This window comes from Rhizobium sp. T1470 (assembly GCF_042140505.1).
Lineage (GTDB): Bacteria > Pseudomonadota > Alphaproteobacteria > Rhizobiales > Rhizobiaceae > Rhizobium > Rhizobium favelukesii.
In genome coordinates this window covers 242,267-266,338 of the sequence record NZ_CP148094.1, presented here as the reverse complement: position 1 = coordinate 266,338, position 24,072 = coordinate 242,267, and the positions used below count along the sequence as shown (strand labels likewise).

General features: G+C 59.6%; 22 protein-coding genes and 8 pseudogenes. 11 read left to right on the top strand and 19 right to left on the bottom strand.

Annotated features, from left to right (window positions below):
* Positions 1 to 110 precede the first annotated feature (110 nt).
* The 4 pseudogenes from WGT02_RS35605 to WGT02_RS35590 all read right to left on the bottom strand — a co-directional run.
* Positions 111 to 561, bottom strand: a pseudogene (locus WGT02_RS35605) (type II toxin-antitoxin system VapC family toxin).
* Positions 558 to 665: pseudogene (locus WGT02_RS35600) on the bottom strand (prevent-host-death protein); the annotation flags it as partial. The pseudogenes WGT02_RS35600 and WGT02_RS35605, both read right to left, overlap by 4 nt.
* Positions 634 to 815 (bottom strand): annotated as a pseudogene (locus tag WGT02_RS35595) (integrase); the annotation flags it as partial. The pseudogenes WGT02_RS35600 and WGT02_RS35595, both read right to left, overlap by 32 nt.
* Positions 816 to 1,665: 850 nt before the next feature.
* Positions 1,666 to 1,842: pseudogene (locus tag WGT02_RS35590) on the bottom strand (hypothetical protein); the annotation flags it as partial.
* Positions 1,843 to 2,001: 159 nt separating this feature from the next.
* Here WGT02_RS35590 and WGT02_RS35585 point away from each other — a divergent pair.
* Positions 2,002 to 2,898 (top strand): annotated as a pseudogene (locus WGT02_RS35585) (zinc-dependent alcohol dehydrogenase family protein); the annotation flags it as partial.
* A gap of 49 nt (positions 2,899 to 2,947) precedes the next feature.
* Here the strand turns inward: WGT02_RS35585 and istB (WGT02_RS35580) are convergent.
* Positions 2,948 to 3,844 carry an IS21-like element helper ATPase IstB gene (istB, locus tag WGT02_RS35580; protein WP_208245168.1) on the bottom strand — a complete coding sequence of 299 codons (897 nt, stop codon included), beginning with the start codon at positions 3,842 to 3,844 and terminating at the stop codon, positions 2,948 to 2,950.
* Positions 3,841 to 5,313 (bottom strand): IS21 family transposase, encoded by a 1,473-nt coding sequence (istA, locus tag WGT02_RS35575; RefSeq protein ID WP_208245170.1) that lies wholly within the window; start codon positions 5,311 to 5,313, stop codon positions 3,841 to 3,843. Before istA (WGT02_RS35575) ends, istB (WGT02_RS35580) begins: the two co-directional genes overlap by 4 nt.
* 233 nt (positions 5,314 to 5,546) lie before the next feature.
* On the opposite strand from istA (WGT02_RS35575), the pseudogene WGT02_RS35570 reads away from it, so the two are divergent.
* The 4 genes and pseudogenes from WGT02_RS35570 to WGT02_RS35555 all read left to right on the top strand — a co-directional run.
* A pseudogene (locus WGT02_RS35570) lies at positions 5,547 to 5,633 on the top strand (alcohol dehydrogenase); the annotation flags it as partial.
* Positions 5,634 to 5,718: 85 nt separating this feature from the next.
* A complete protein-coding gene (locus WGT02_RS35565; protein WP_375680021.1) occupies positions 5,719 to 6,174 on the top strand; it encodes a hypothetical protein in 456 nt (151 codons plus the stop codon).
* 126 nt (positions 6,175 to 6,300) lie between these two features.
* Positions 6,301 to 6,558 (top strand): hypothetical protein, encoded by a 258-nt coding sequence (locus WGT02_RS35560; protein ID WP_051166794.1) that lies wholly within the window; start codon positions 6,301 to 6,303, stop codon positions 6,556 to 6,558.
* A gap of 555 nt (positions 6,559 to 7,113) precedes the next feature.
* Positions 7,114 to 7,371, top strand: coding sequence for a hypothetical protein (locus WGT02_RS35555; RefSeq protein WP_208245329.1), 258 nt, complete (start codon positions 7,114 to 7,116; stop codon positions 7,369 to 7,371).
* Positions 7,372 to 7,784: 413 nt separating this feature from the next.
* Here WGT02_RS35555 and WGT02_RS35550 read toward each other — a convergent pair whose 3' ends face one another.
* From WGT02_RS35550 to WGT02_RS35535, 4 genes are all read right to left on the bottom strand, one after another.
* Positions 7,785 to 8,045: a hypothetical protein gene (locus tag WGT02_RS35550; protein WP_024315558.1), complete on the bottom strand. Its 261-nt coding sequence runs from the start codon at positions 8,043 to 8,045 to the stop codon at positions 7,785 to 7,787.
* A gap of 235 nt (positions 8,046 to 8,280) precedes the next feature.
* Complete coding sequence (locus tag WGT02_RS35545) at positions 8,281 to 8,469, bottom strand: DUF982 domain-containing protein (protein WP_210363023.1); 189 nt, start codon at positions 8,467 to 8,469, stop codon at positions 8,281 to 8,283.
* Between the two features lie 342 nt (positions 8,470 to 8,811).
* A complete protein-coding gene (locus WGT02_RS35540; protein WP_208245333.1) occupies positions 8,812 to 9,144 on the bottom strand; it encodes a hypothetical protein in 333 nt (110 codons plus the stop codon).
* 258 nt (positions 9,145 to 9,402) lie between these two features.
* Entirely contained in the window at positions 9,403 to 9,789 is a 387-nt protein-coding gene (locus WGT02_RS35535; RefSeq protein ID WP_208245335.1) for a hypothetical protein, read from the bottom strand.
* Positions 9,790 to 10,086: 297 nt separating this feature from the next.
* Between WGT02_RS35535 and WGT02_RS35530 the strand changes: the two genes are divergently transcribed.
* The gene (locus WGT02_RS35530) at positions 10,087 to 11,751 is read left to right on the top strand and encodes a Na/Pi cotransporter family protein (RefSeq protein WP_024315562.1); all 1,665 of its coding nucleotides are present in this window, start codon (positions 10,087 to 10,089) and stop codon (positions 11,749 to 11,751) included.
* 223 nt (positions 11,752 to 11,974) lie between these two features.
* Here WGT02_RS35530 and WGT02_RS35525 read toward each other — a convergent pair.
* A pseudogene (locus WGT02_RS35525) lies at positions 11,975 to 12,157 on the bottom strand (hypothetical protein); the annotation flags it as partial.
* Here WGT02_RS35525 and WGT02_RS35520 point away from each other — a divergent pair.
* A pseudogene (locus WGT02_RS35520) lies at positions 12,154 to 12,466 on the top strand (substrate-binding domain-containing protein); the annotation flags it as partial. The pseudogenes WGT02_RS35525 and WGT02_RS35520 overlap by 4 nt on opposite strands.
* Here the strand turns inward: WGT02_RS35520 and istB (WGT02_RS35515) are convergent.
* From istB (WGT02_RS35515) to WGT02_RS35500, 4 genes are all read right to left on the bottom strand, one after another.
* Positions 12,467 to 13,261 carry an IS21-like element helper ATPase IstB gene (gene istB, locus WGT02_RS35515; protein ID WP_208245060.1) on the bottom strand — a complete coding sequence of 265 codons (795 nt, stop codon included), beginning with the start codon at positions 13,259 to 13,261 and terminating at the stop codon, positions 12,467 to 12,469. It lies immediately after the preceding pseudogene.
* Entirely contained in the window at positions 13,251 to 14,771 is a 1,521-nt protein-coding gene (gene istA / locus WGT02_RS35510) for an IS21 family transposase (protein ID WP_208180357.1), read from the bottom strand. The genes istB (WGT02_RS35515) and istA (WGT02_RS35510) overlap by 11 nt, the downstream gene beginning before the upstream one ends.
* 417 nt (positions 14,772 to 15,188) lie before the next feature.
* Positions 15,189 to 15,374 carry a hypothetical protein gene (locus WGT02_RS35505; protein ID WP_024315564.1) on the bottom strand — a complete coding sequence of 62 codons (186 nt, stop codon included), beginning with the start codon at positions 15,372 to 15,374 and terminating at the stop codon, positions 15,189 to 15,191.
* Between the two features lie 424 nt (positions 15,375 to 15,798).
* Entirely contained in the window at positions 15,799 to 15,930 is a 132-nt protein-coding gene (locus WGT02_RS35500; protein WP_258579645.1) for a hypothetical protein, read from the bottom strand.
* A 579-nt stretch (positions 15,931 to 16,509) separates the two neighbouring features.
* On the opposite strand from WGT02_RS35500, the gene WGT02_RS35495 reads away from it, so the two are divergent.
* Positions 16,510 to 17,577, top strand: a complete 1,068-nt coding sequence (locus WGT02_RS35495) for a C45 family peptidase (RefSeq protein WP_341353347.1) — start codon at positions 16,510 to 16,512, stop codon at positions 17,575 to 17,577.
* On the opposite strand, the gene WGT02_RS35490 is transcribed toward WGT02_RS35495, so the two are convergent.
* Together WGT02_RS35490 and WGT02_RS35485 are read right to left on the bottom strand one after the other, a co-directional pair.
* On the bottom strand, positions 17,574 to 18,116 hold the full coding sequence (locus WGT02_RS35490; protein WP_225040475.1) for a hypothetical protein: 543 nt from the start codon (positions 18,114 to 18,116) through the stop codon (positions 17,574 to 17,576). The two genes, WGT02_RS35495 and WGT02_RS35490, sit on opposite strands and share 4 nt — an antisense overlap.
* Positions 18,061 to 18,738 carry a hypothetical protein gene (locus tag WGT02_RS35485; RefSeq protein WP_225040478.1) on the bottom strand — a complete coding sequence of 226 codons (678 nt, stop codon included), beginning with the start codon at positions 18,736 to 18,738 and terminating at the stop codon, positions 18,061 to 18,063. The genes WGT02_RS35490 and WGT02_RS35485 overlap by 56 nt, the downstream gene beginning before the upstream one ends.
* A gap of 128 nt (positions 18,739 to 18,866) precedes the next feature.
* Between WGT02_RS35485 and alr the strand changes: the two genes are divergently transcribed.
* From alr to WGT02_RS35470, 3 genes are read left to right on the top strand one after another with little or no spacing between them, the layout of a single operon-like run.
* The gene (gene alr, locus WGT02_RS35480; protein WP_040680832.1) at positions 18,867 to 19,955 is read left to right on the top strand and encodes an alanine racemase; all 1,089 of its coding nucleotides are present in this window, start codon (positions 18,867 to 18,869) and stop codon (positions 19,953 to 19,955) included.
* Positions 19,952 to 20,830, top strand: coding sequence for a DMT family transporter (locus WGT02_RS35475; RefSeq protein ID WP_024315568.1), 879 nt, complete (start codon positions 19,952 to 19,954; stop codon positions 20,828 to 20,830). The genes alr and WGT02_RS35475 overlap by 4 nt, the downstream gene beginning before the upstream one ends.
* Positions 20,827 to 21,708 carry a TIGR01459 family HAD-type hydrolase gene (locus WGT02_RS35470; protein ID WP_024315569.1) on the top strand — a complete coding sequence of 294 codons (882 nt, stop codon included), beginning with the start codon at positions 20,827 to 20,829 and terminating at the stop codon, positions 21,706 to 21,708. Before WGT02_RS35475 ends, WGT02_RS35470 begins: the two co-directional genes overlap by 4 nt.
* Before the next feature lie 36 nt (positions 21,709 to 21,744).
* Here the strand turns inward: WGT02_RS35470 and WGT02_RS35465 are convergent, their stop codons facing one another.
* On the bottom strand, positions 21,745 to 22,575 hold the full coding sequence (locus WGT02_RS35465) for an IclR family transcriptional regulator (RefSeq protein WP_024315570.1): 831 nt from the start codon (positions 22,573 to 22,575) through the stop codon (positions 21,745 to 21,747).
* 63 nt (positions 22,576 to 22,638) lie between these two features.
* The gene (locus WGT02_RS35460; protein ID WP_024315571.1) at positions 22,639 to 23,970 is read right to left on the bottom strand and encodes an MmgE/PrpD family protein; all 1,332 of its coding nucleotides are present in this window, start codon (positions 23,968 to 23,970) and stop codon (positions 22,639 to 22,641) included.
* Positions 23,971 to 24,072 lie beyond the last annotated feature (102 nt).

Sequence of the window (24,072 nt, the reverse complement as noted above, 5' to 3'; positions counted from 1 at the left end):
AAAAAGCTGCCACTCAATCTGCCCCACTTACCCTCGACAGCCGCGATAGCCGGTTGCGCCCGGACGAGGGCGACTTTCAATGAGAGCAAGCATGTCCACCTTTTTTCAACCTATTGTCGGCAATAAACGCATGTCATGTGGTACATGGTACATGGATCGATGATCTCGATTCCGAGCCCCTCAAAATCCCTGGCATTACGCGTGGCGAGAGTGAGGTCGTGGCAATCGCCGTAGCAGCGATCAGAGCGTCCACCGACGCCAGCCCGCGACCGCTTCGCTTCGCAAGCCCTACCAGGTCACCCCAAGCGAGAGCAACCGGCTTATCTACCGGAATGACGCGGCGCTCAAAACGTTGTGGGAGATCCCGGCGAGCCATTCAGCCAACGCATCGCGTTTTCGCCCGTTGTCCATCAGGGTAACGCCTCAGCGAATCTCTGCAATCGACACGACACTGATGAAGGCGCGATCCTCATCAAGCCGATCCAGCCATTGCAAAACGCGGGCTTCGGGGCGCGGTTTTGTCACCTCGGAAAGTACATTGGTGTCGAGCAGCAGTCTCACAGAGGCGGATCACGTGGTTCGTCGCGTTGACGCTCAAGGTCCAGATCAGCGCCGCGTAGCGGCGATTCCATCAGAAACTCTGCGAGCGTTGATCCGGAGGCGGTCACGGCGGCGTTGATATTTACGGGTCATTTCGGCTGAGGCAACCGGCGCGCAGCGAATGGCCGGAGAATTTGCCGCGCGCTCGCCTTCGCTGAGATCGCCGCGGAGACACCGGCGGCAAGGGCCGCTGACTTGACGAGCCGGGCGAATTCGATCGGCTTATGCGATCGGGGCGGACAGACCGGATCTTAGTCGACCCCTTAGGAGGAAGAATTGAGCCTCTTTTTCACCCCATCCGGAGACGACGCCGAGGATCGCTCCGCATCCGACGACACTATGAGGCGGGCGAGCTTCGACGGCTTGCGAATGGCGTGTACCTTGAGAAGGGAGCTGAGCCGGACGATATGGTCATACGACGCAACTGGCCGCGACTGGTGGCCAAGCTCGTGCCGGGCGCGGTTGTCACGAACCGCAGCGGCATCTAGGCCAGACCCGTCCAGCATGTGCAGAACGGTCGCCACGTGATCTTACGTCTCGGCTGACCGCAGCCGATTGATCATCGAGTTGCCGGGCCTTTCGATCAATACCCGGAAGGGTGCCGCGGCAACGTGGCAGGCGATATCCCTATCTGGGCACGCACCTCGCGGGTCCGGAGCGCAAGCTGCTCGACAACCTGGCACCGTCGCGTGCCCGGGGAGACGCCACGCGCACATTGGGGGAGGCCGCCGTCGACGCGAAGCTGGGAGAGCACACGGGTAGAACCGAGGTTCCGAAGACAGGGATTGTGACGGCGGTAAAGCGCAGACCTAGATTCGATCATTCGCAGTTACCATTTCTAGGTTAACGCGGATGAGGAGTGGCGAAAATGGAACGCGCGAAGGGGTTTCGCGACTGCAGCACCAAAATGGAAATCATTCCTCCGCCCCGATGCCCGACGCGTCGTCGGGAATCGGTCACCTGTCTATGCTGCAGAAAGCAAGTCGCGCCGTCTGAGGATAATTCGATGGAATACGGCATCTGCGAGGAATGCATAAACCGACCATAAAATCGACCTTTTAGTCTCACTATCGTCGGGTTAGCGATCGTGTAGCCGTTGAGGTGAAGAATAGGCAGGATTGCGCCGTCGCGTGCCGGATTAAGGAACTTCGTGGAGTGCCACGCTGTGACCAACGGTCCGGTTTCTGCCTCCTCGTCGCCGTTCACGCAGACAACGACGAGGTCGGGATTCTCAAATGTCGCTCGTTGCCTTCCTCCTCGTCGTCGCAAGCGCATCGACTTCAGTTAAGCCGATGCACCATTTCTATCGCGCGATAGGGCAGGAGTCTTTGATCCGGGTCCAGGCAGGAGCGTTCGGTGTGTTGCTGATTAGAGTTACCCTTTCGATAAATGGAGGCTGAGGTGAAGGCGATGATGCTTGACCGAGTTCGGACGCCTCTGCGCCTTGTCGAGCTGCCGGATCCGTCTCCGTCGGCGGCACAGGTCTTGATCAGGGTTGAAGCTTGCGGCGTCTGCCGCACGGACCTCCACGTGTTCGATGGCGATCTTCCAGACCCAAAGCTTCCCCTGGTACTTGGCCATGAGGTCGTAGGGATCGTCGTCGCGCTCGGATCCGGCGCGCCGGAAACGTTGCTAGGTCGAAGGTTTGGCGTCCCGTGGCTTGGTCACACGTGCGGCAGTTGTTCGTTTTGCTGTGGTGGAAAGGAAAATCTCTGCGACGCTCCGGGTTTCACGGGTTACACGCTCGACGGCGGGTTTGCGACACATGTTGCCGCCGACGCAAATTACGCGTTCGTTCTACCGGAGAGCTCGGATCCGATTGCTACTGCGCCGCTTCTTTGTGCGGGTTTAATCGGATGGCGATCATTGAAGATGGCGGGTGGCGGGAAAACCATCGGGCTATATGGTTTCGGTGCGGCCGCTCATATCTTGGCGCAAGTGTGCCGCTGGAAACAGCAGGAGGTCTATGCGTTCGTCCGACCGGAAGACGATGCAGGAAAACGCTTTGCATTGGAAATGGGAGCAGTATGGGCGGGATCGTCTGATCAAGTTCCGCCGAAACCGCTCGACGCTGCCATCCTTTTCGCTCCAGCGGGCGAGCTGGTGCCCAAGGCACTGGCTGCCGTTCGGAAGGGTGGTGTCGTCGTCTGCGGTGGCATCCACATGAGCGATATTCCTGCCATGCCCTATCGCCTACTGTGGGGCGAACGACGAGTTGTGTCAGTGGCCAATCTTACCCGGACTGATGCTCACGAGTTCCTGAAGGTCGTACGAGCAGCAAACATTCGAACTGTCACTATAGCGCGACGATCAGGATGAGACGCGAGCGACAATCTGGATGAGATTCTTATGTCGCGGTTGGAGCGAAGTTATCATGTTGATTGTCGCTGGCAAGAGTTTCATCGTGTTCTGATTGCCGCTCCGCGACAAGCTGGGAAGAGCTTTTGATTGTCGCGAATGAGGCGGGTCTGCCGCGCTGGCGTTTGGCTTCCATGGCCGAACGCCGCCGGTAGCTTTCGACATTCATCTCGAAGATTGTTGCGTGATGGACAAGTCGGTCCACCGCGGCAAGCGTCATGGCCGGGTCTGGAAAGACGCGGTTCCATTCTCCGAAGGGCTGATTGGCGGTGATCATGATGGAACGCCGCTCATATCTTGCGGAGATGAGTTCGAAGAGCACGCTCGTTTCGGCCTGGTCCTTGGTGACGTAGGCCAGGTCGTCGAGGATGAGAAGATCGAACTTGTCGAGCTTTGCGATGGCGGCTTCGAGCTGAAGCTCCCTCCGCGCGACCTGAAGCTTCTGGACGAGATCGGTCGTGCGGGTGAAGAGCACGCGCCAGCCGTTCTCGATTAGCGCGAGGCCGACGGCTGCGGCGAGATGGCTCTTTCCGCCGCCGGGCGGACCGAACATCAGGATATTGGCGCCTTTGGCGAGCCAGCTATCGCCGGCTGCAATCGCCATGACCTGGGCCTTGGAGACCATGGGAACAGCGTCGAAGGCGAAGCTGTCGAGCGTCTTTCCGGGTGGCAGGTGGGCCTCGGCGAGGTGTCTTTCGATCCTGCGATGGGCGCGTTCGGCCAATTCATGCTCGGCGATGGCCGAGAGGAAACGGGCAGCAGGCCATCCTTCCCGATCGGCCTGCTCGGCAAATTGGTGCCAGAACGTCTTGATCGTCGGCAGCCTCAGTTCGTTGAGCATGATGCCGAGGCGGGCTTCATCGACTGTGTGGATGTTGCTCTTCATGCGACCTCTCCCGCATAGGCCGTGCCGATCAGGGCTTCATAACCATTGAGCGACGCGAGTTGCACATGAACGATCGGCAACTGATCCGGGTCCGGGCTGAAGACCGCTCTCAAAGCCGCCAGATCAGGCAGTTTGTGGGCGTCGAGCGTTTTGGCAAGCTCCTCGGCCAGTTCACGCTCGCAACTGCGATCGTGAGCCAAGGCAAGCAGTTCCACGGTGATCTTGCAAGCCTGCCGCTCGGGCAGTTGCTCGATGAGCGCGTCGAAAGTCCTGCGATATTCCGGCCTGGGGAAGAGCTTGTCGCGATAGACGAGCCCCAAAAGCGCCATCGGCTTTTTGCGCAGGGAATGAATGACGTGATGATAGTTGACGACTTGATCGTGCTTGCCACTCGCATGGGCGCGGCCTCGGGGTAATGTCAGCAGATGCGTGCCGCCGATGAAGACGTCGAGGCGATCGTCGAACAGACGCACCCGCAGCCGGTGGCCAATCAGACGGGAAGGCACGGTGTAGAAGACCTTGCGCAAGGCGAAGCCGCCGGTGCTCGATACGGTGACGATGACCTCTTCGAAGTCGGTGGTGCGACGATCGGGAAGAGCTTGCAGATGCGTGCGCTCGGCATCGATGCGCTTGCCATGTGCGGCATTGCGGCGGCTGACGATCTCATCGATGAAGGCGCGATAGGATCCGAGGTCGCCAAAGTCCCTGGTTCCGCGCATCAGCAGAGCATCGCGGATCGCATTCTTGAGATGGCCGTGGGAACTTTCGATCGAGCCGTTCTCGTGCGCGACGCCCTTGTTGTTGCGCGTCGGCGTCATGCGATAATGGGCGCACAGTTCGTCGTAGCGATGCGTCAGATCGACCTTGGCGTCGGCATCGAGGTTGCGGAAGGCGGCCGATAAGCTGTCGCTGCGATGATAGAGCGGCGAACCGCCAACCGACCACAGGGCGTTCTGCAGCCCCTCGGCCAGAGCGACGAAGCTCTCTCCACCCAGGATGACATGGGCATGCTCGAAGCCCGACCAGACCAGCCGGAAGTGATAAAGCAGATGATCGAGCGATTGGCCGGCGATCGTCACGCCGAGGCTGCCCATGTCGGTAAAATCCGACAGTCCTAACCGACCGGGTTCGTGCATCTGACGGAAGATCACTTCCTGCTCCTGACCGTGAACAGCCCGCCATGATCGGATACGACGCTCAATCGTACGGCGAACACCTTCTGACAGCTCTGGATGACGCCGCAGCATCTCGTTGTAAACGGCGACCGCTCGGATGCCGGGCGCGGCCTTGAGGAGCGGAACAACCTCGGCGTCGAAGATGTGCTCAAGGGGATCGGGGCGACGCCGGTCGCGCGGCGGCTTGGTCTGCGATGGAAGACGCGCATCCTTCTCGATGCGGTAAGCCGTCGCCCGGCTGATCGACGCCTTGGCGGCAGCGACCTCAATGGGGTTGTTTTGTCGGTACTTCATAAAAAGCCTCGTCTGATGATCGGTTACATGGCGACCCGGCACAAAGGTGATTCTCCATTCTCAGAAAATCACCGACGCTACCGGGCCAACCGCGATCATGAGACGCCGAAAAATTGCGCCGCGGCGGGGGTGTAACTCCAGTCGGGCTACGCCCTCCCTTCGTCACACCCCCGCCGCCGAGTCTCATCCTGATTGACGCTGAGTCTCACCTTGTTTGTCGCCGCGCAGTCACAACCCCTTATCCCTTGGCGCAGGCCAACGATGCACTGGTGGATTTGCGAGCAGGTCGTCTCAATGGCGCGGCCGTCCTTGTAACTTAATCCGCATCGCTGCAGGTACCGGCGCCTTTGTAGCAATTGTGGCAAACGCCTTGAAAGAGACGGCGATGACTTACGTCATCGCGTGTTGACCATCGACGAGAGGGAGATAGGTCTCGAACTCGTCGAGTTCGTCCTGGTTCGTGAGGTCCAGCTTGTTCCGGAGCACGATCGTGCCGGGATAACAGAGGGGATTGGATTCGGCGGTATAGACCAACGCTTCGGCGGGCTTGCGGGCGAACTGCGCGCGGATCGCCTGGCGTCGCTCGTGGTTTTGTCGAGGAGCCTGCGCATGCGGTTGGTCAAGACCAGGCCTTCGACGGCGCTAAGAATGCCGTTCGCGACCTTGACGCGCTCAACCAACCAGATCAGCTCTTCTTTACTGATTGCGAATCTTGAAGAGTATCGCGCTTCGACACAAGGCCGCGACAGCCATTCGAAGCATCTACGGGAAAGCCGGCTGTCGCTCGACCACGCGGCGATTGGTCGGCTGTCTATTCCCTCGGCCATTATTGGACAAAAGGCCCACGCGCCTCCGACTTAAGTCCCAATCCTGGAACGTCCCGGCGCCCTGTCGGTTTGAAAGGTGGCAGCCATTGTTTGCCGTCTGGCCATCACCAACTGCCGCCCGACAAAGCCCCTTTCGCTTGGGTTCGGGAGAATGAGGACTATGATGACAAAAGACGAGTTCCAGATGCTCTCAAGGGCAGTGGTCTTGTGGCACCGCTATTACGACGTGTCGCCCGTCGTGTCTCGTTCGGAGGTTCTTTGCAGATCTGCCATCGCTCTCCATAACGCGGGAATCAACACGGCCGAGGAGATCGCGGCCAGATTGATCGATGTTTATCCCGGGGCCGACGCGATTCCGCGTAGAACTTCTCCATTGGCGATCGGCGGAGTTGGAGAGGTTTCTTTACGTCGCCACTGAGGCTTCACTTTGCCAAAGAACATATTCTGACACGGCCAGCTTCAAATACGGCTGCGGAGACCGTCCGCCAGTGGTTCACCTGGATAGTGGATCCTGCAGCACTGCTGTGTCCATCGTGCTCATGGCAAGGTCGTGCTTACCACTCGCAACGTCCAGCCAGCTTTAGGCGGCGAGACGCCAATCGCCGCTGCACGCCGATCCGCGTCCTGCGCTGTCAATGCCTTGGCAGATCTCCCACACCTGCCTCGCCCATGCCCGCATGTGGATCGTCTCCGTTCTGCTTCTTGAGGACCTGATAGGGACCGTGGCTGCGCCGCCGCACCCTCGGGCGCGGTGCTACTGGCTTTCCTCGCTCCCATCGGCCCTGACAGCAAGAAGCCCGCCGGGGCGGGCGAGCTTCCTAACGCGTTACAAGAGAAACTGACCGCATCTCGGTCGGCTTCATAAAACCACAACCGCTCATTGTTGGCACTTCGTCCATTAGCGTAGGTTGCCTACCTTTCGGTGAAAAATTCGGAGTTAGTTAACCAGTCCGGATCTGGTCAACACCGACCTATGGGAGGGCTCGTACAGCTCTGGGAGGAGAGCTACAACCTCAATCGCTATGCCGGCCAAGGCGATATCGAGACCATCACCAAGAAGATCAACGGCGGCAAGAACGGCTTCGACGATCGCGTCGAGCGTTTTGTGCTAGGGGCTGGTTGCAGGTGTCTACGACGCGAGGACGCTCGCGGCATTGCATACCGAGGGTCATTGGGATCGGAAGGATGGCGCTGGGTGTCGCATTTGCCGACATCGTTCGCCACATTGTGATCATCACCCGATAGGAGAGAGCGAACAGAACCATAGAGACGATAGAGACGATAGAGGCGACGCCTGCCTTAGGATTCGGCTCACCCCGTGAAGGGAAGCCCCGGATGGGATGGCGAGGGGCTTCCCTTTTTATCCTGCCTATCAAGGATCAGGACACCCAAAGACTACTCCAATCATGGGGGGCGCCAGTCGGACCAAGGTCCTAGACGAGCAAGAAAATCGAGGGGGAGGTACAGCAGCGCGCAAGCATCGGAAAGCTGTCGAAAACCTGGCCCCTCAACGCATCCTGCCGTTGACGACAGGACACCAGTGAGACTTCGGGCGGGCTAAGGAGGGTTCACCTGAAGCCAAAGAAGCGTCGTTGGCATAAGTGCCATCGTACGTTCATGGCGGTGGGTTGGGGAGAGAATTCGTCACGGCAGGTCGAGGCCGGAAGTGGCAAAATTGGACTGCACCTCATCCTCGAGCTCGATGCAGAGGCGCTCGCATTCCTCCAGGAGCATCTTGTCGCCATCCCCAGCACGCAACTTCTCCCGGAACCTGACTGCGTCGCCGTAGTTCTCGATATCTTCGGTCCACCGGTGTGCAATATGGGCATAGGGACGGAGGTGTGGGCGGCGCATGAGAAGAGCCGCCAATCCATAGCGAAAGCTGTCGAAGCGTAAGGATTCCATCTTCCGAGAACCGTTTTGCAATGAAACTGACGCGGGTCCTAAATGCAAGCAATGCGAGAATATTAACGCAATTGTCGCTAATTTGTTTCGCAAGGTTGCAAAAAAATGCCCCACCGAGAGCGCGGGGCTTAAGGGGATTGTGTGGACATTGAGAGGAGTTACGTTCTCAACGCGGTGCATAAACCCTATGCTAGAAGGTTTGTTCCGCCGACTCCTATTTATTTTGTCCAACCTACTAAGCGATCCAGCAGACGACCTTCGCATCATGAGCCGCTGCAAGAAATGCGGACAGGGTTTCTCCTTGAGTCACCGCGCCCGTCGCTGTGCCCGCGCAGGTCTCCATGGCTAAGACGAAGGCGGTGCCGCTAAAGACCGGCCAATTCGTAAACAGTAGATCAAGGGCGTCTTCTGCGGATCCGATCATGTGGAACGCTTGGTTGCGCTCAACGATTACGGCGATCCACCCAGGTGCCGACACAGGCTCTCCGATTCTACATTGGAGTGATGGGCTAAATGGTGGACCACGCAGTTAGCCAGCGTCTGGCACAAGGGGATAAACCTCACCTGGTGATCCACTCTGTGAACCATCACGATGGCTAGGAGTTCCATGCTACTTGCTATCCACGCCAGAAAGTCGGTTCGAGAGTAAATCAAGCAACTCTGCCGATGTTGCGGACGGGTGTGTTGAAAGCAGTTCGAGGGCAAGAGCAGCAGCCGCACGGGCTGAAACCCCCTCGGGGTCATCATGCTGTCTCGCGCACCATGCCTAGATGGCAGACGTCACCGTATCAAGTTGTTCGTCAGTGAGGTCGACCTCGGTGAGGAAGTTCATCAAACGGTCTTTCTGCTTTCGAACAAGGCGTCCGCCCTGAGCGGAAGCGAAGTTATCGCCGACCAGGGCATGTCGAGCCGGCTGGGAGCATTTTGAGCCTGTAGCGAATGTCGATCGGAGGATTTCAAAGCGCGAGCGCGCGTGGTCACCGACTAGGTGCAGGCCATCAAAACCTGATGTCATTTGTTGCAAAGTGGTTGACCTGCCAATGACCGGCCGTTCACCCCGGCAGACCCGCAAGCCGCAGCCTTTCGACGTATCGGGCAAGGAGAGCCTTGTCCCGATAGGGGCCCGGGAGCTGAATCGGTCGATAGAGAATTCCGGATTGAGTTTTAGCAACTCGCTCGCAGCGCGGCGTGCATCCTCGAAACGGGCAAGCTGGGCATATGTTGCCGCCGGCAGGCGGTAAGCCGACCCGCGGTCTGCATCTTCTCCAAGAGGGGCAATGCCTCCAGATAGTTTCCGGAAAGGTATTTGCTGGCGGCGATGTTCCAGAGATACCAGTCGGGTCGGCTAGGTTTAGCCTCAAGGCCAATTCACCAATCTGATCGCGTCCTCCAGGCGTCCGAGATAGCCCAAGGCATCACAATATTCAGCGAGGAGATCACAGTTGTTGGAAGCCAATTCGCGGCCGCGCTCGTGACATCCTATTTCCCGTTCGGCCTCCCCCCGCCACAGGTAAATGACGCCAAGCGCCCAGTGCACGTCGGCGTCACAGGGGCTAACCTCCAGCGCCTTGCTCGCCGAAGCAAAGGCGCTGGCCAGCGTGGCTTCGAGATCGACACGCTCGTTCCATTTCAGCTTCCGTATTTCGAGCCAGGCGAGGCCCAGGTATCCGCGCGCATAGCCGGGATCATCGTCGATTGCGGCGACAAACATCTCCCTGGCAAGCCTGACGTCATCCGGTTTCAAGCTCGCAATTGACTGCGCCGACCGTGTCGGGTTGACTAGCCGGAGAAAGCCGCCGATTCAGCACGAATAGAACCTTCTCCCCTGGAGCACAACGCACAGGCCACTGGAGGAATCGGAGTGCGAAATCGACGCTCGGCGCCAATTCCAGGTACTCGGACCGCTGAGCATCGCTATTCGCAACTCACCCGTTTCCGACGCTGAGGGCGTCATTGCCGTGAATAGGCTAGCGGCATAGGGTCGGCTGGCAGTACAACTTCAACGCGCTCAAGGCCGAAGCGCAGACCGGAAGAGGCGTGCATGTCGACAGCAATTGCCGTACTCGGCGGCGTCGGGCTCTTCCTGCTCGGCATGACCGTCATGACGGACGGCCTGAAGGCGTTGGCGGGATCCGCCCTGCGCACCGCCCTTGGCAAGGCGGCGGCTACGCCGCTGTCAGGTGCTTTCTGGGGCGCCATCGTGACGCTGCTTGTGCAGTCGTCGAGCGCTGTGACGATGACGACGATCGGTCTCGTCAACGCCGGCCTTCTGACCTTTCCGCAAGGACTCGGTCTCGTTTTTGGCGCCAATATCGGCACGACGGGCACGGGCTGGCTCGTGGCACTGATCGGTGTGCGCGTCTCGCTTTCGGCCTATGCGCTGCCTTTGATCTTCCTTGGCGCGCTTGCCAAGTTGCTGGCGGGCGGGCGTACAGCGGCGGTGGGCGGCGCCCTCGCGGGCTTCGCGCTGGTTCTCTACGGGCTGACCACCCTCCAGCAAGGCATGGGAGGTCTTGCGCAGAGCCTGCATCCGTCTGACCTGCCCGCAGTGCTCGGCGTAGCGGGAGTTGGCTGGGTCGAAGGCTCGGTCGGTCTCATGACCCTCATCGTTGTTGGCCTGGCCATGACCGCGGTCATGCAGTCCTCTACGGCCGCCATCGCCGTCACCATTTCGGCCTTCTACGCCGGGGCGGTGAGCCTGGAGCAGGGCGCAGCGCTGATCGTCGGCCAGAATATCGGGACGGCAACGAGCTCCGCATTGGCGGCCATCGGCGCTAGCGCGACGGCCAAGCGCCTTGCCCTTGCTTATGTACTGTTCAAGGTCATAGCGGCGCTTATCGCGATCGCCGCCTTCCCGTTCACGACGGCGCTGATGAAAGTCTTGTCTGTGTCGGTCGACGGAATGACGCTCCTTGCCGCCTATCACACGGCTTATAACGTTGTAGGGGTCGCGGTACTCTTACCGGCGACGCAGTGGTTCACCCGCGTCGTGGAGCGGCTCCTGCCCGCCAAGCAGACGGCGCTTCAACGCGCGCTCGATCCAAGCGCCCTCGCTAGTCCGGTGGTCGCGGTCGAGACCGCCCGGCGTGTCGTGGCAGACGTCCTTTCGACAACCGCCGCCTCGGTTTCCGCAGCACTTTCGGGCGGAGCCGGCCCCGCGGCACAGAGCACTAGCGCCGCCGCCAAGCTCGAGGAGGTGCGGGATTTCCTGTCCGAATTGAAGGAGCCGCCCGAGACGGAGGCCGAGCGGCTCCGCATGACGAGCACGCTACACGCGCTCGATCACGCCTCCCGTCTCGTGGAAGCCATGGAGGAGGGCAGGCTCGAAGGACAGCCAGCCGGCTCCGCCCATGACCTTCGTGCCACCGAGCTGTGCACACAAGCCATGCATGCCGCACAGGCGGTCGGTGGCTCGATCACCTCGGAATGCGCTCTCAGCGCACAGGCGGATCCAATCGGCTGGAACGTTTCGTCGGAGGTTGCCGCGGCGCTCGCTGAGCTGGAGAGCGCGTCAAGGGAGCTCGATACCCTACAGCGAGATCATCGCGCCACCACCCTTGCCTCCGTCGCGCCGGGAGAGCTGACCGCCGCGGATGCCCTTGCGCGGATCGATGCTGCCCGTCGGCTCGACCGGATCGCCTATCATGCCTGGCGTTCGGCGACGCATCTCCTCGGCCGCGGTGGCCATGATGGGCTGAGCTTGTGACCTCGACTCTTTGCGCAACGCTTGCCACGCAAGCCGAACATCCGGCAGGGCCAGATCGAGCGTGCTTCGTGAGCCCTTTTTCTGCCAGAAGTGTTGGATCAAAACGATATCGCGAACTCTCCGGTTTTCCCACAGCTAGCCGAGAGCAAGGATCAGCGCTTCGCACGCCGGCACCTCGGTTTTTCGGCCGTCATAGAAGTGGTCGAGCCTAAGCCCTCAACACAGCGAGGGTCACATCCGTTGACTGCGCTGACCGTGTCGGGTTGACCAACCGGAGAAAGCTGGCTTTTTCGCCCGAATGGATCCGTGCAACGAGACTGGTGTTCGATAGCGTCACGTGTTTTTTGCGTCCGCTCCATCCGATGAGTGCGGCGAAGAAGGCACCGTTGGTTTTGCCGCCTCTTCGGCTGGGTCGATCCGCTGGAGCAGGCAGATCAGGTCTCCGGCACCGATCACGAGGCCGGCCAGGCCGTCATCCAGTATCTGGTCGATTGGCCAGGGCTATCGCATTCCCGATGACATCTCGGTTGTCTGCTTCGGCGATTTTTCCCCGGCAATCCAGATCACGCTCGTACCAACGACTGCGCGCATGGAAGGTCAGGAGTGCGGCGCAGTTGGTCTGCGCCTTCTGCTTGAGCGCATCTGTTGGTTTCCACGCGGAACTGAGCCGGTTTTTCCACCAAGAAGTGAGCCACCTCTAAGTATGGTTTTCTGATCAGGATTTGGTCAAGGGATTGGCTTTTTCTCCTTTCTTCTGTGCTGCGGCAGCCGAGCTGGCTTTGAAGCGGAAGCTGTCGTTACCGGTTTCCAGGATATGGCAACGGTGGGTCAAACGATCGAGCAGAGCGGTCGTCATCTTGGCGTCGCCGAAGACGGTTGCCCACTCGCTGAAGCTGAGGTTGGTGGTAATCACGACGCTGGTCCGCTCGTAGAGCTTGCTTAACAGGTGGAAGAGTAGTGCTCCGCCTGAGGCGCTGAACGGCAGGTATCCCAACTCGTCCAGGATGAGCAGATCGAGGCGGACCAAGGTCTCCGCGATCTGGCCCGCCTTGCCTTTAGCCTTCTCCTGCTCGAGAGCATTGACCAGTTCGATGGTCGAGAAGAAGCGGACCTTTCGGCGATGATGCTCGATGGCTTGGATTCCAAGAGCGGTCGCGACATGCGTTTTTCCAGTGCCAGGGCCACCGATAAGGACAACGTTCTGCGCCCCATCCATGAACTCGCATCGGTGCAGTTGGCGCACGGTGGCCTCGTTGATCTCGCTGGCGGCGAAGTCGTATCCGGAGATGTCTTTGTAGGCTGGGAAGCGAGCAGCCTTCATGTGATAGGCAATCGAGCGGACCTCACGCTCGGCCATCTCGGCTTTCAGCAACTGGGACAAGATTGGCACGGCCGCATCGAAGGCGGGAGCACCTTGCTCGATCAGGTCCGTGACGGCCTGGGCCATGCCATACATCTTCAGGCTACGCAGCATGATGACGACGGCAGCACTTGCGGGGTCATGACGCATGACGACCTCCTACGATCCGGACCCGCAAGCCATCGTAGCGTTCTACATTGGCCTTGGGTTCGCGCAGCAGGGTCAGTGCCTGTGGCGTATCGATGTCGGGACCGTCGGTCGTCTTGCCATCAATCAGCCGATGCAGCAGGTTCAACACATGCGTTTTGGTCGCCACGCCTTGATCCAGAGCCAGTTCCACGGCCCTGACGACGACCTGTTCGTCGTGATGAAGCACCAGAGCGAGGATGTCGGCCATCTCACGATCACCGCCGGGGCGGCGAAGCATCTGATCTTGCAACTGTCTGAAGGCCAGCGGCAATTCCAGGAAGGGCGCACCATTGCGCAAGGCACCGGGTTTGCGCTGGATGACGGCAAGGTAATGTCGCCAGTCGTAAATCGTTCGTGGCGGCTTATCGTGGCTCCGCTCAATGACCCGCTCATGCTCGCATAGGATATTGCCCTCGGCCGCAACGACCAGTCTCTCGGGATAAATGCGCAGGCTGACAGGCCGGTTCGCAAACGATGCTGGCACACTGTAACGATTGCGCTCGAAGGTGATCAGGCATGTCGGTGAGACGCGCTTGCTCTGCTCAACGAAGCCGTCAAATGCGGGTGGCAGTGCCATTAATGCTGCCCGCTCATCAGCCCAAACATCTGCGATTGTGCCGGGCAAGGTGCCATGCGCCGTCTCCCGCCACAGGTCCTGGCAATGCTGTTCCAGCCAAGCATTCAATACCGCCAAATCCGGGAAGTCAGGCATCTGTTGCCACAGTCGTGGGCGAGCATCCTGGACGTTCTTCTCGACCTGCCCCTTCTCCCAGCCGGCAGAGGGATTGCAGAACTCTGGCGCAAAGACGTAGTGGTTCGTCATCGCGAGGAAACGGATGTTGACCTGCCGCTCTTTGCCGCGACCGACACGATCGACCGCCGTCTTCATGTTATCGTAGATGCCGCGACCAGGTACGCCGCCGAACACACGGAAGCCGTGCCAGTGGGCGTCGAAGAGCATCTCGTGCGTTTGCAGCAGGTAGGCCCTGACCAGAAAGGCCCGACTGTGCGACAACTTGATATGTGCGACCTGAAGCTTCGTGCGCTCGCCGCCGATCACGGCATAGTCCTCACTCCAATCGAACTGGAATGCCTCGCCTGGGCGGAAAGACAGCGGAACGAATATGCCGCGGCCCGCTGTCAGCTGCTCAGCCCGCCAGTCGCGGGCGAACGCGGCGACCCGACCATAGGAGCCGGTAAAGCCGAGAACCACCAGATCCGCATGAAGCTGCTTCAGCGTTCGGCGCTGCTTGCGCGACCTCCCGGCCTCGGTCTTCAGCCAGCCAGCAAGTTTGTCGGCAAAAGGATCGAGCTTGCTCGGACGTTCCGGTACCGTGAACGTCGGCTCGATCGTACCAGCGCTCAAATACTTCGCGATCGTGTTGCGTGACAGCCCAGTGCGCCGGCTGATCTCGCGGATCGACTGCTTCTCGCGCAGCGCCATCCGACGGATGATGTTTAAAAGTCCCATGTGGATCACTCCGTGGCCCCCGTCGCTCACCGCGTTGGGGGGAAGGTTCACATGGCTCAATTCTCAATGGAAATTATGCGCCTAACCGGCTCAGTTCTGCGTGGAAACCAACACGCATCGAGAGGCAGCGACTGCCGGGCGATCCCGCCCGCCGCATCAATATCGCCTCCAGAATTATCGAACGCCGCTCTGCCGGCCCATGCGTGGGTGTCGCGGATGTTTACAGAGCGTCAGACAACGGCGTCGTTCAGCCCAGAAGGTAAACGAGGCGCCACGCCATATCCGGATATCGCCACAGGCCTATGCATCACTTATGGTCAAGATCGGAATTGGACCCGGCCAAAGCGCCGGGTTTCGGTATCGGTGCGCAGCTTCATTTGCGACCGAGCCCGCGTGAGCGATAAATGTAAGTACCTCTTACCTGAACTTTGGCGCACGTGTCATGTTGTGCATAAGCTCAGCTGCCGTCGCAAACGGGCCGAACAGCGCGATCAGCCTCGCTTCCTCATTATTGTCCAACCGGTGGCGAGCGCAAAATTCCGGCACGCTCCAGACCCTGGTCGCCATGATGGAATTGGTGCCTTCAAGCTCTACTTGCTGCATGAAATCCTCCCCTGACGTGAGGACGCTACTAAAGTCTATTTTAGCTTGCAATAAAATAAGACATGCTCCGTGAAATTTTAGGGACCTTGCAGCGAGCGCCAGGCGCAATCCTCCTGCGACGGACGCTCGACCAGTGGATGGGGCCGGACGATTGGAGACCAGCTTTAGCTTCGTGGCCCCGACGGATCAGCGCAGGCCGAAGAAGCTCAAAATGGCGAGAACGATAACGATCGCACCGACAAACCAAATAACGTTGTTCATGGGAAACCCATCTCCTCCTCGAGCCGCATGAACATGCAACTCATGCTCAAGTTTCCTGTTCCATCCCATCACCTGGCGGGGCGGCGGTGCGGCGACAGGGCGATCAGGCGGAGAGCACAGCGACGTACACTGGCTCCTCTCCGCGTTTGCTTATTTGAGATGGTTAAATCGAGTAACGCAAAGCGCCAACTGCTGCGCCGATCGCGATGCCGATCGCGGTGCCGATGGAGATGTCATAAAGTGCGGCGCCGATGACCGTCCCAACGCCAATTCCGACTGCAATTCCAAGTGCCATGCCTTGTCTCCTCGTGACGTGAACGCACGCCGAGGATGGAGAGTTCCTTATCGAGCTAACTCCCTTCGTGTTGAGGTGGGCGACGTCAGGCAGGACGGCATCGAGCTCGATCAAAGATAAGGTAATAACAGCCCCAGGAGGTCATGCGCCTGCAACCTGACCACAGGCACGCTGCCTACCGCTTTGCTATCTCACTTCGTACGTTGGGGAACCTAGAAACCAGACGCTATAATCCCCACATCAAAATGCGCTGGGCCCGTTCCCAAAACGACCAGCGCGAGGTCGGCTCATAGCGTTGAGCAGTGTTTGCCGTGAGTGGGCCGCCGCTTCACCGACGATCTGAATCACCTGGCGCCGATCGTTGTTGGCGACGGTGACGCGCGGCGAGTTGAGCTGGCAACACCGGTTCCTCGCCGTGCGGCTATTTAAGCTTCGATCTCGTCTTGTTTGTTTGTCTGGGGGTAAGAACCTTACTTTTTCAAAACGAGCCCGAACCTCGACCCGTAGTAGCACTCAACTTTCGCACAGCGACAGCTTGTACACGCGTAGACTCGGAAAAAACGAGAATCCATATTGTGGATGCATATTCGAAAGAGCGGGCCACCTATGAGTTCTGGTAAGATTCCGATTCTCCATCTGCGCGGCGATGCCTACACCCGCGGAAGGCTACACGGAGTTGCATTGTCCACATCGATCCAAACGTCGTTCGGGCGCCTCAGGCGATCGACGGCGGATCGGAGCTGGCTGTGCGCGGAGCGGCGCGCGGCAAACTCCTGGAGGTTGCTTGAGAGCGTGGCGCCTACCCTTGTCGCGGAGATCAAAGGTATCGCTGACGGAAGTGGATTGGCTCCCCTTGATATCTATCTCCTTTCCGCTTTCGAGTTCTTCGATGGTGCGATTGCCAGCGGCTGCACGACGGTGGCATGTGCCACAGGAGCTGGCGCGGTCTTGGCGCAAAACTGGGACGCGCATCCTGGCACGGAAGAGGAGCTCGTTCTTCTCGTCCACGATGGCACTGACGATCATGATGGCCTGATCATGGTGACGTCCCCCGGCACGCTCGGCTGGGTTGGGATGAATCGTGCCGGGTTGGCGTTCGTGACGAACGATCTCATGCTTGATGCTGCCGCCCATGGAATACCAAGCCTCGTGGTCAGACGCCTGATCCTTAAGGAGCGCCACGCTGCCGGTGCGCTGGCGACACTTAGACGGGTCAGCCACCTGTCCGGACGCTGCTACCTCCTCGCAGACGCCTCGGGCCAGGTGGACGGTGTGGAGATTTCACCATCAATCGGCCCTGTCACCCTCACGGGAAACCCAATCGTTCATACAAATCATCCTGTCACGCCGGCGGTTGCGATCATGGAGGACATAGAAACAGTGGCACGTGTCTATCCCTCCAGCCGAGAGCGTCTTCGAGCCGCCAAGCTCCATTGCATCAGTGACGTCGCTGGTATCCGCCGCCTTCTGTCGGACACCAACGGTTCGCCGGACGCGATATGCAAGACCGCGTCCTCGCGAGAACCGACACAGACTGCATTTTCCGTCATCTTCGATTGCAGGAGCCGCCGCGCATCGATTTGCCTCGGACGGCCGGACCGGGGTGATTTTCACGCCTTCGACACCGCATGGACCGCGGCGGCCTAGGCCACGACAAGATCGCTGATGCCCAATCTACGAGCATATTCAGCCAAGCGGGACGCAAGCTCTTCGGCTCGTTCCTCGCATTCTTCCGGCCGATACGGACGGCAGTCGTAGCCGATCACCTCCCTCATGATCTTCGACGACGCTTCCGTCATGCGAATAGTGCCGTCATCATCGACGCTCTCGATACCGTCGTAGCGCTGGCATCGCCGGTTGATGTCGATTGCCTCGTCAAGCGTCAGACCGGGCGGCAGATCGACGAGAAAACCCGTCGGCGACACACGGATCGGATAGCCGCCGACAAGACCGAGCGGCCCAGGTCCATGAACGACCTGGCCGGAGCGAGAGGCGACCGCATGGAGCATCGCGGTCGCAGAGGATGCGGTGACGGACTGCCCGGCAAGCCCTTTGACCCGCCGGAACCGCCCGGCGACATGAGAAAACAGAATGGTGTGATCAATCTCGGCCGCGGGGACCTCGGCGCCATCAGCATAAATTGTCAGATGGTAGGGAGCACCATCCGTTCCGCCGGTGCTTGGCATTCGGTAGCTCAGATAGTGATGGGCAAAGAAGCGGATATCGATCGCTGCTGGATCCCAGCCTGAGCATGTAAGCTGCGGCGAGGCGAATACCCGGGACCGCATTTGCAATGTTGCCGATGCCAACCGCAGGCGCCAGCCCTTCTGCGGCAAGCGACGCATTGACGACATCGGGATAGGAAGCGTTGACGACGACTGCGGGGCTGTCAGCAAGTCGCACTGCCTTCATCAGGCGACGCACGAGGACCTGGTGCATGGGCGTCCACACGCCCCCACGCGCCATGTCCAGACACTTGTATGCCTCAGACGGTAGTTTGGTGATAACCCACCAACTGTGTAACGTGGCCGCATTGAAAATGATGTCGGGCTTGAGCTTGTCCAAGCGCTCGGCCGTCTGCTCGATGTTCATCAAATCGAGAGGCATGATATCGACCTGTGGCTCACGGCCGAGATTCATCGCTGTATAGCGCGCGAGATTAACCCGCAGCAACGCGGTTTCGAGTCTTCGAGCGCCGACAGTCAACGCATAGTCCCGCCCGCTCTGAAGCAGAAAATCAAGAACATCGCCACCCAGCACACCGCTGCCGATAATGAGAATACGGGGTGTTTTCCTACTCGCAGTCATTGCGATCTCCTCCAATTTGACAGCAACCAAGAGACGAATTTAATAGTCCTTCACATTTCCAGATAGCAATCTGGAGCATTTTACCGTAGATTGCAACGATATTTTAATATCCCTTCAGGTTGTCGTCCATGTCAGCAGAACTGCGAATCGACGTGTCAGCGATTGGAGCAAACTTTCACCGTCTAAGATCGCTGGTTGGGTCGGACACGGAAATCGCCGCCGTGGTCAAAAGTGATGCCTATGGCTTGGGTATCGACCTGATCGTTCCAACCCTCGTCGCAGCGGGCTGCAAGAGCATTTTTGTCGCTAACCTTCGCGAGGCGGTTCACGTTCGCCGAACGCTCGCAAACCTGCCTCATATCTATATCCTCTCAGGGGCCCAAGAGAGCGAGTTGGAAACATGTCTCAGCCTCCGCTTGACCCCCGTTTGCCATTCTCTGGCCGACGCGCTCGTTGCGTCCCGTCAACTTCCTGAATTGGTCATCAACGTCGATACCGGCTTTTCACGCTTCGGCCTTACATTCACCGAGGCACGGGCCCTTGTGCACAGCTCGCAACGCCCACCTGATCTTGTGATTAGCCACCTCGCATGCGCTGATGCCCGCAATGACCCCACAAACCGTCTGCAACGAGACCGCTTCGTAGCGATGTGCCAAGTGCTCGATCCGCGAAGGCGCAGCCTGGCTGCCTCGGCTGCTGTCTGGCTCGATCAGAGCTTCCATTTCGATCTTGTTCGAGCAGGGTCCGCGCTCTTTGGACTAAACAATGCACGCGTAGAACCAAACCCTCTTCTGCCCGTTGTGCAGCTCTTTGCGCGCCTTGCCGATGTCAGGACCGTCCAGCGCGGCGAGGCGGTCGGATATGCCGCGAGTTTTCGCGCCGCACATTCCATGCGTATTGGTATCGTCGCCCTGGGCTACGCGGTTGGCCTGCCCTGGTCGGCGGGAAACGCCATCGCCGCGGCGATCGGCTCATACATGGTTCCTGTCGTTGGCCGCGTCGCCATGGAGTATGTCGCGATAGATCTCAGCGATGTTCCCCTAGCTCTGTGCAGGCCGGGGCGGGCTGTCGAGTTTCTGGGCCCTCGTTTGTCTGTCGAAGCGATGGCAAGGGCAGCCGGTACAATCCCACAAGAGCTACTGGTTCGGCTCGGATCAAGTTGTCCCCGTCACTACGCGCTCCTCTGCCAGGAACCGTCCATCGGAGTAGGCGCATGAAGGTTCAGCAACTGGGAACGTTCTACATCCTCGGGGCAGCCATGCTTTGGAGCACCGCCGGATTGTTTATGGGTCTGCTCGTGACACTCGACGTCTGGACAATTCTCTTCTGGCGCAGCTTCTTTGGGGCGATCGCGGTCGGCGGAGCGGCCTTGATGCGCGGTGACGCAGCGTTTCATCCACGCGTCTTGAGACGATCGTGGTTTGTCGCTACCTGCTGCTCGGCGCTCGGAATGGTCGCCTTCATCCCCGCATTGCATCTGACATCGGTCGCCAATGTTGCGATGGTCCACGCATCGCTTCCTGTCCTCGCCGCCATCGCGTCTGCCCTCACGCTTCGTGAGCGACCGTCGCCCCCAACAGTCTTCTTTTCAGGCGCAGCACTTGTCGGCGCCGCAGTCATCTTCACCGGTTCTCCCAGCGGAAGCTCCAGTCAGTTGGGCAACCTGCTGGCACTTCTAATGACAATATCGATCGCGTTCATGACGGTGGCGTTGCGCGCCGACCGGGGCCGATCGGTTCTTTGGATTATCGCGGCATCCAATGTGATTGCCGCAATTGTTGCGCTCTGTTTCGCACCCAGCATCAGCATTGATCTTAACGAGGCACTCCTTCTCGCTTGCTTTGCGCTCATCCAGATGGTGCTCGGCCTGGTGCTTTACAGCAAGGGAGCACAATTGCTGCCCAGCGCCGAAGTAGCGCTGTTCTCACTCGTCGAAGTCCCTCTTTCGCCGCTATGGGTCTGGCTGATGTTCGACCAACGGCCGGGACTACCAAGCGTACTCGGCGGCGCGATCATCGTTACGACCGCCATCGGTCATATTCTGACGCGATGGCGGCGAGATGCAGATCGCCAATGGAGGTGTCCGCCATGACTGGCCGGCCATCGGTCCTGACAAACCTTCGGGATATCGCTTCGGGTTACCGCGGCATCATTCTCGACCTTTTCGGTACGGTGCATGACGGCCTCAATCCTCTCGACGGGGCCATCGACGCCCTACGCATGCTTCGTCGAGGTGAGATTGCCGTGTGTCTCCTGTCCAACTCGCCTCGGCGGCGCGAGGACGTTGCCGCCCGTCTCGCTCAAATGGGCTTCGCACCAGAACTATACCGCGGCCTGGTAACGTCCGGTGAACTTGCCTTCGAGGCCTTGTCGAACGACGCTAACCGAGATCTTGGACGCCGCTTTTTCCATATCGGCCCACCGGAATTGTCCGGCCTTTTTGATGGATCCGGGCGGGAACGCGCAGAAGCGGTTGATCAGGCCGACTTCCTGTTGTGTACGGGAGCAAGTGGGAACCAGGCTCTTGAGGAGGCTGAACGCGTCTTGGGGAACGCGCAGGTGAGAGGACTTGTCATGGTCTGCGCCAATCCCGACCACGCTGTCATGGTCGGCAAGACGCGCGTCGATTGCGCGGGTACGATCGCCGCGCACTACGAGTGTCTTGGGGGAACCGTTCTCTATTACGGAAAGCCGCTCCTACCGGCTTATGATCGGGCCCTCTCAGTCCTCGGCCTCGCCCGAGACCATGTTCTGGCGATTGGCGATGGGCTTGAAACCGACATCGTTGGAGCGCGCAGAGCCGGAATGGATGCGGCCCTGGTGCTGACCGGCATCCATCATGACCAAATCGTCAATCCCAAGACTGGCCACGTGCTCTGGGGCAGGCTCGCTCGCCTGTGCTTAGGCCACGAGCGTCTGCCTGATTTCGTTATGCCGGCCTTTACGTGGGGGAGGCGAGTTCAATCATGACGTAAGCGCGACCGTGATGAATGCAAACAGGGTCTATCATCTCCGCGGCGAAACCATGGCCGCGGCAGCCGATCCCAAACGTGGCTCGTCAAGCGGATTAAGACTTTCCTCGATCTGGCGGACTTCACTCTGCAGCATGTTGACCAGGGTTGGGAGCCGCTCCTCCGTCAAGCGGGCGCTTGTTAGGTTGATGGCGATTGCCGCCACAGCGTCACGACCGGGTGGCAGGATCGGCACGGCGATCGCCGATATGCCGGCCACAAGTTCTCCGTGATCGATGGCGTAGCCGTTCTGTCTGACAGCCGCCAAAGCATCCTTGACCTTTCGTTCGGTCAGCGGTGCGTACTGTTTGTAAAGAGGCGCATTGGTCGCAACAATCACCGCTGCCTCCGCTGACGGCAGGAAGGCGAGGATCGCCTGGCTTGCAGGGCCGACGCCCATCGGGATCTGTCCCCCGATATGACCGGTCAAGCTGTCAATGATGTAAGAGCCCTGCTGACGATCGACGCAGACCGTGTTGAAGCCTGCACGTGCCATCAGAAATACGGAATCGCCGGTCGCCGCCGAAATCCGCATCAGGGCAGGGCGAGCGAGCACGCGCAATCCCGTCCCATCAGCCGCCGCAGCGCCCATGGCAAAGAGCGCGAGCCCCAGGCGATAGCGCTTCGTTTCGCGTTCGCGATCGACCAGACCGTGGCGCTCCAGCGCAGTAATGATGCGATGGGCGGTCGGCTGCTTCAGGCCAAGCACATCGCCAATCATCGCCATCGTCGCGCCGTGCTGTCCGATATCGCCGAGGAATTTCAAGATCGCGACCGCTCTGTCGAGCAGCTGTGTTCCTGTTGCCGCGACCTCGTCTCTTGCCATTTCAACCTCATCCGTCTGCCGGTTTGGCGGATTCGTATATCAAATGGCAGCTTTGTAGAATGACTATGAGGCGTTGCAAAGGGCGTCGAGGAGTGAAGTCGTTACCGTCCCGTCCATCAGTGCACTGACCGCATCGGAAATGGAGCGCGCCTGGAGAAAAGGCATGGGCAGCCGTGATGTCAGCGTGGCGAACTTCTCCCTAAGCTCTGCATCACTCATCGGATTGGCGGGCTCTCCCTTTGGGTAGGTGATCTCAAGCGCAGACATCTCGCCGCCTGCCGAGATACTGACTGTGGCAGGGGTCGTTGCTGGAAAAGCGCCGACATATCTTGGGCTAGCTTCCAGCCGAACCCGCGAAGCGAGTGCGATGACATCGGGGTCTGCGAGGTGGCGATCCTCGAGCGGCAACAACGCGGTTTGCCCGTGTAGAAGCGCCACGGCGATGCAGAAGGGAATGCTGTACTGCGCAGCCTCGTTCGAGGTGGGTATAACCTGGTTCGGCAGGGTGAGCGCTCTGTCGAATATTTCAACGACGATCCCCTCGATCGCGCGGGCGGGTAGCTTGCGCTCGTCCTGTAGAAGCACCGCTGCGTCGATCGCGGCATGCGCCCAGCGGCAGCAGCTATAGCGCTTGAAATACGCGTGTTCGACAGCCCATGCGTCTCCGAGCCCCGCAAGCAGCCGCGTCCTGTTGTAGACAGGTTCCTCGTCAAGCAGATCGAGCGGACCCCTATGGCCGGCGGCAGCGAGATATGCTGCCTGAATACCGTTTGCTGCCGCCCAGGGAATTCCTTCCTTTACCGTGTGGCCGACACGCGTCCAGCCCGTGGAAAATTGACCAGTCGCAGTCTGACCTGCGATCGCCATCGCATGCGCAATCGCCGGAAGAGGAAGCGCCATGAGCCAGCCGGCGGCGGCGGCCGCGCCATAACCGCACCAGAGGCCCGTGTCGGTTGTGCGCAGGCTATTGACGTCACGGGAGGCCGCGGCACGAACCGCAATCTCGTATCCAATGGCAATCGCCGTTAGCAACCGGCGACCCGAAACCACGTGGCAGCCGACAAGCGCGAGTACTGCTGGAACGATGGCAGCGGCCGGATGTCCGGCAGCAGCGCGGTGACCGTCGTCAAGGTCGAGGCTTGCCGCATAGGTGGCGTTGACGAAGGTGGCACCGGCTGGCGTGAGCAGCATGCTGGAGAACCAGATCGATGACGCCCCGGCGCCCCAGATGGCGCTCGCAGCTTTAAAGGAGGCGCGACCTCCAGGCGTGGCAGCACCACTGGCGGCGACCCCGATCGTGTCAAGAACCGTTCTGCGGGCGGCCTTTAAGGTCGTTTCGCCTACGGTTTCAATTGAGCCGCAAAAGGCGGCGAGCTCGGATATTGCGTTCGGCAAGGCGGACTTCCTTTCGATACTACCTCAGGTGGTTTCAAAGTTTCGAACAGCCGTGGCTAGAGATGGACAAGCGTGGATTCCATTCCCAATTGACATCCACAT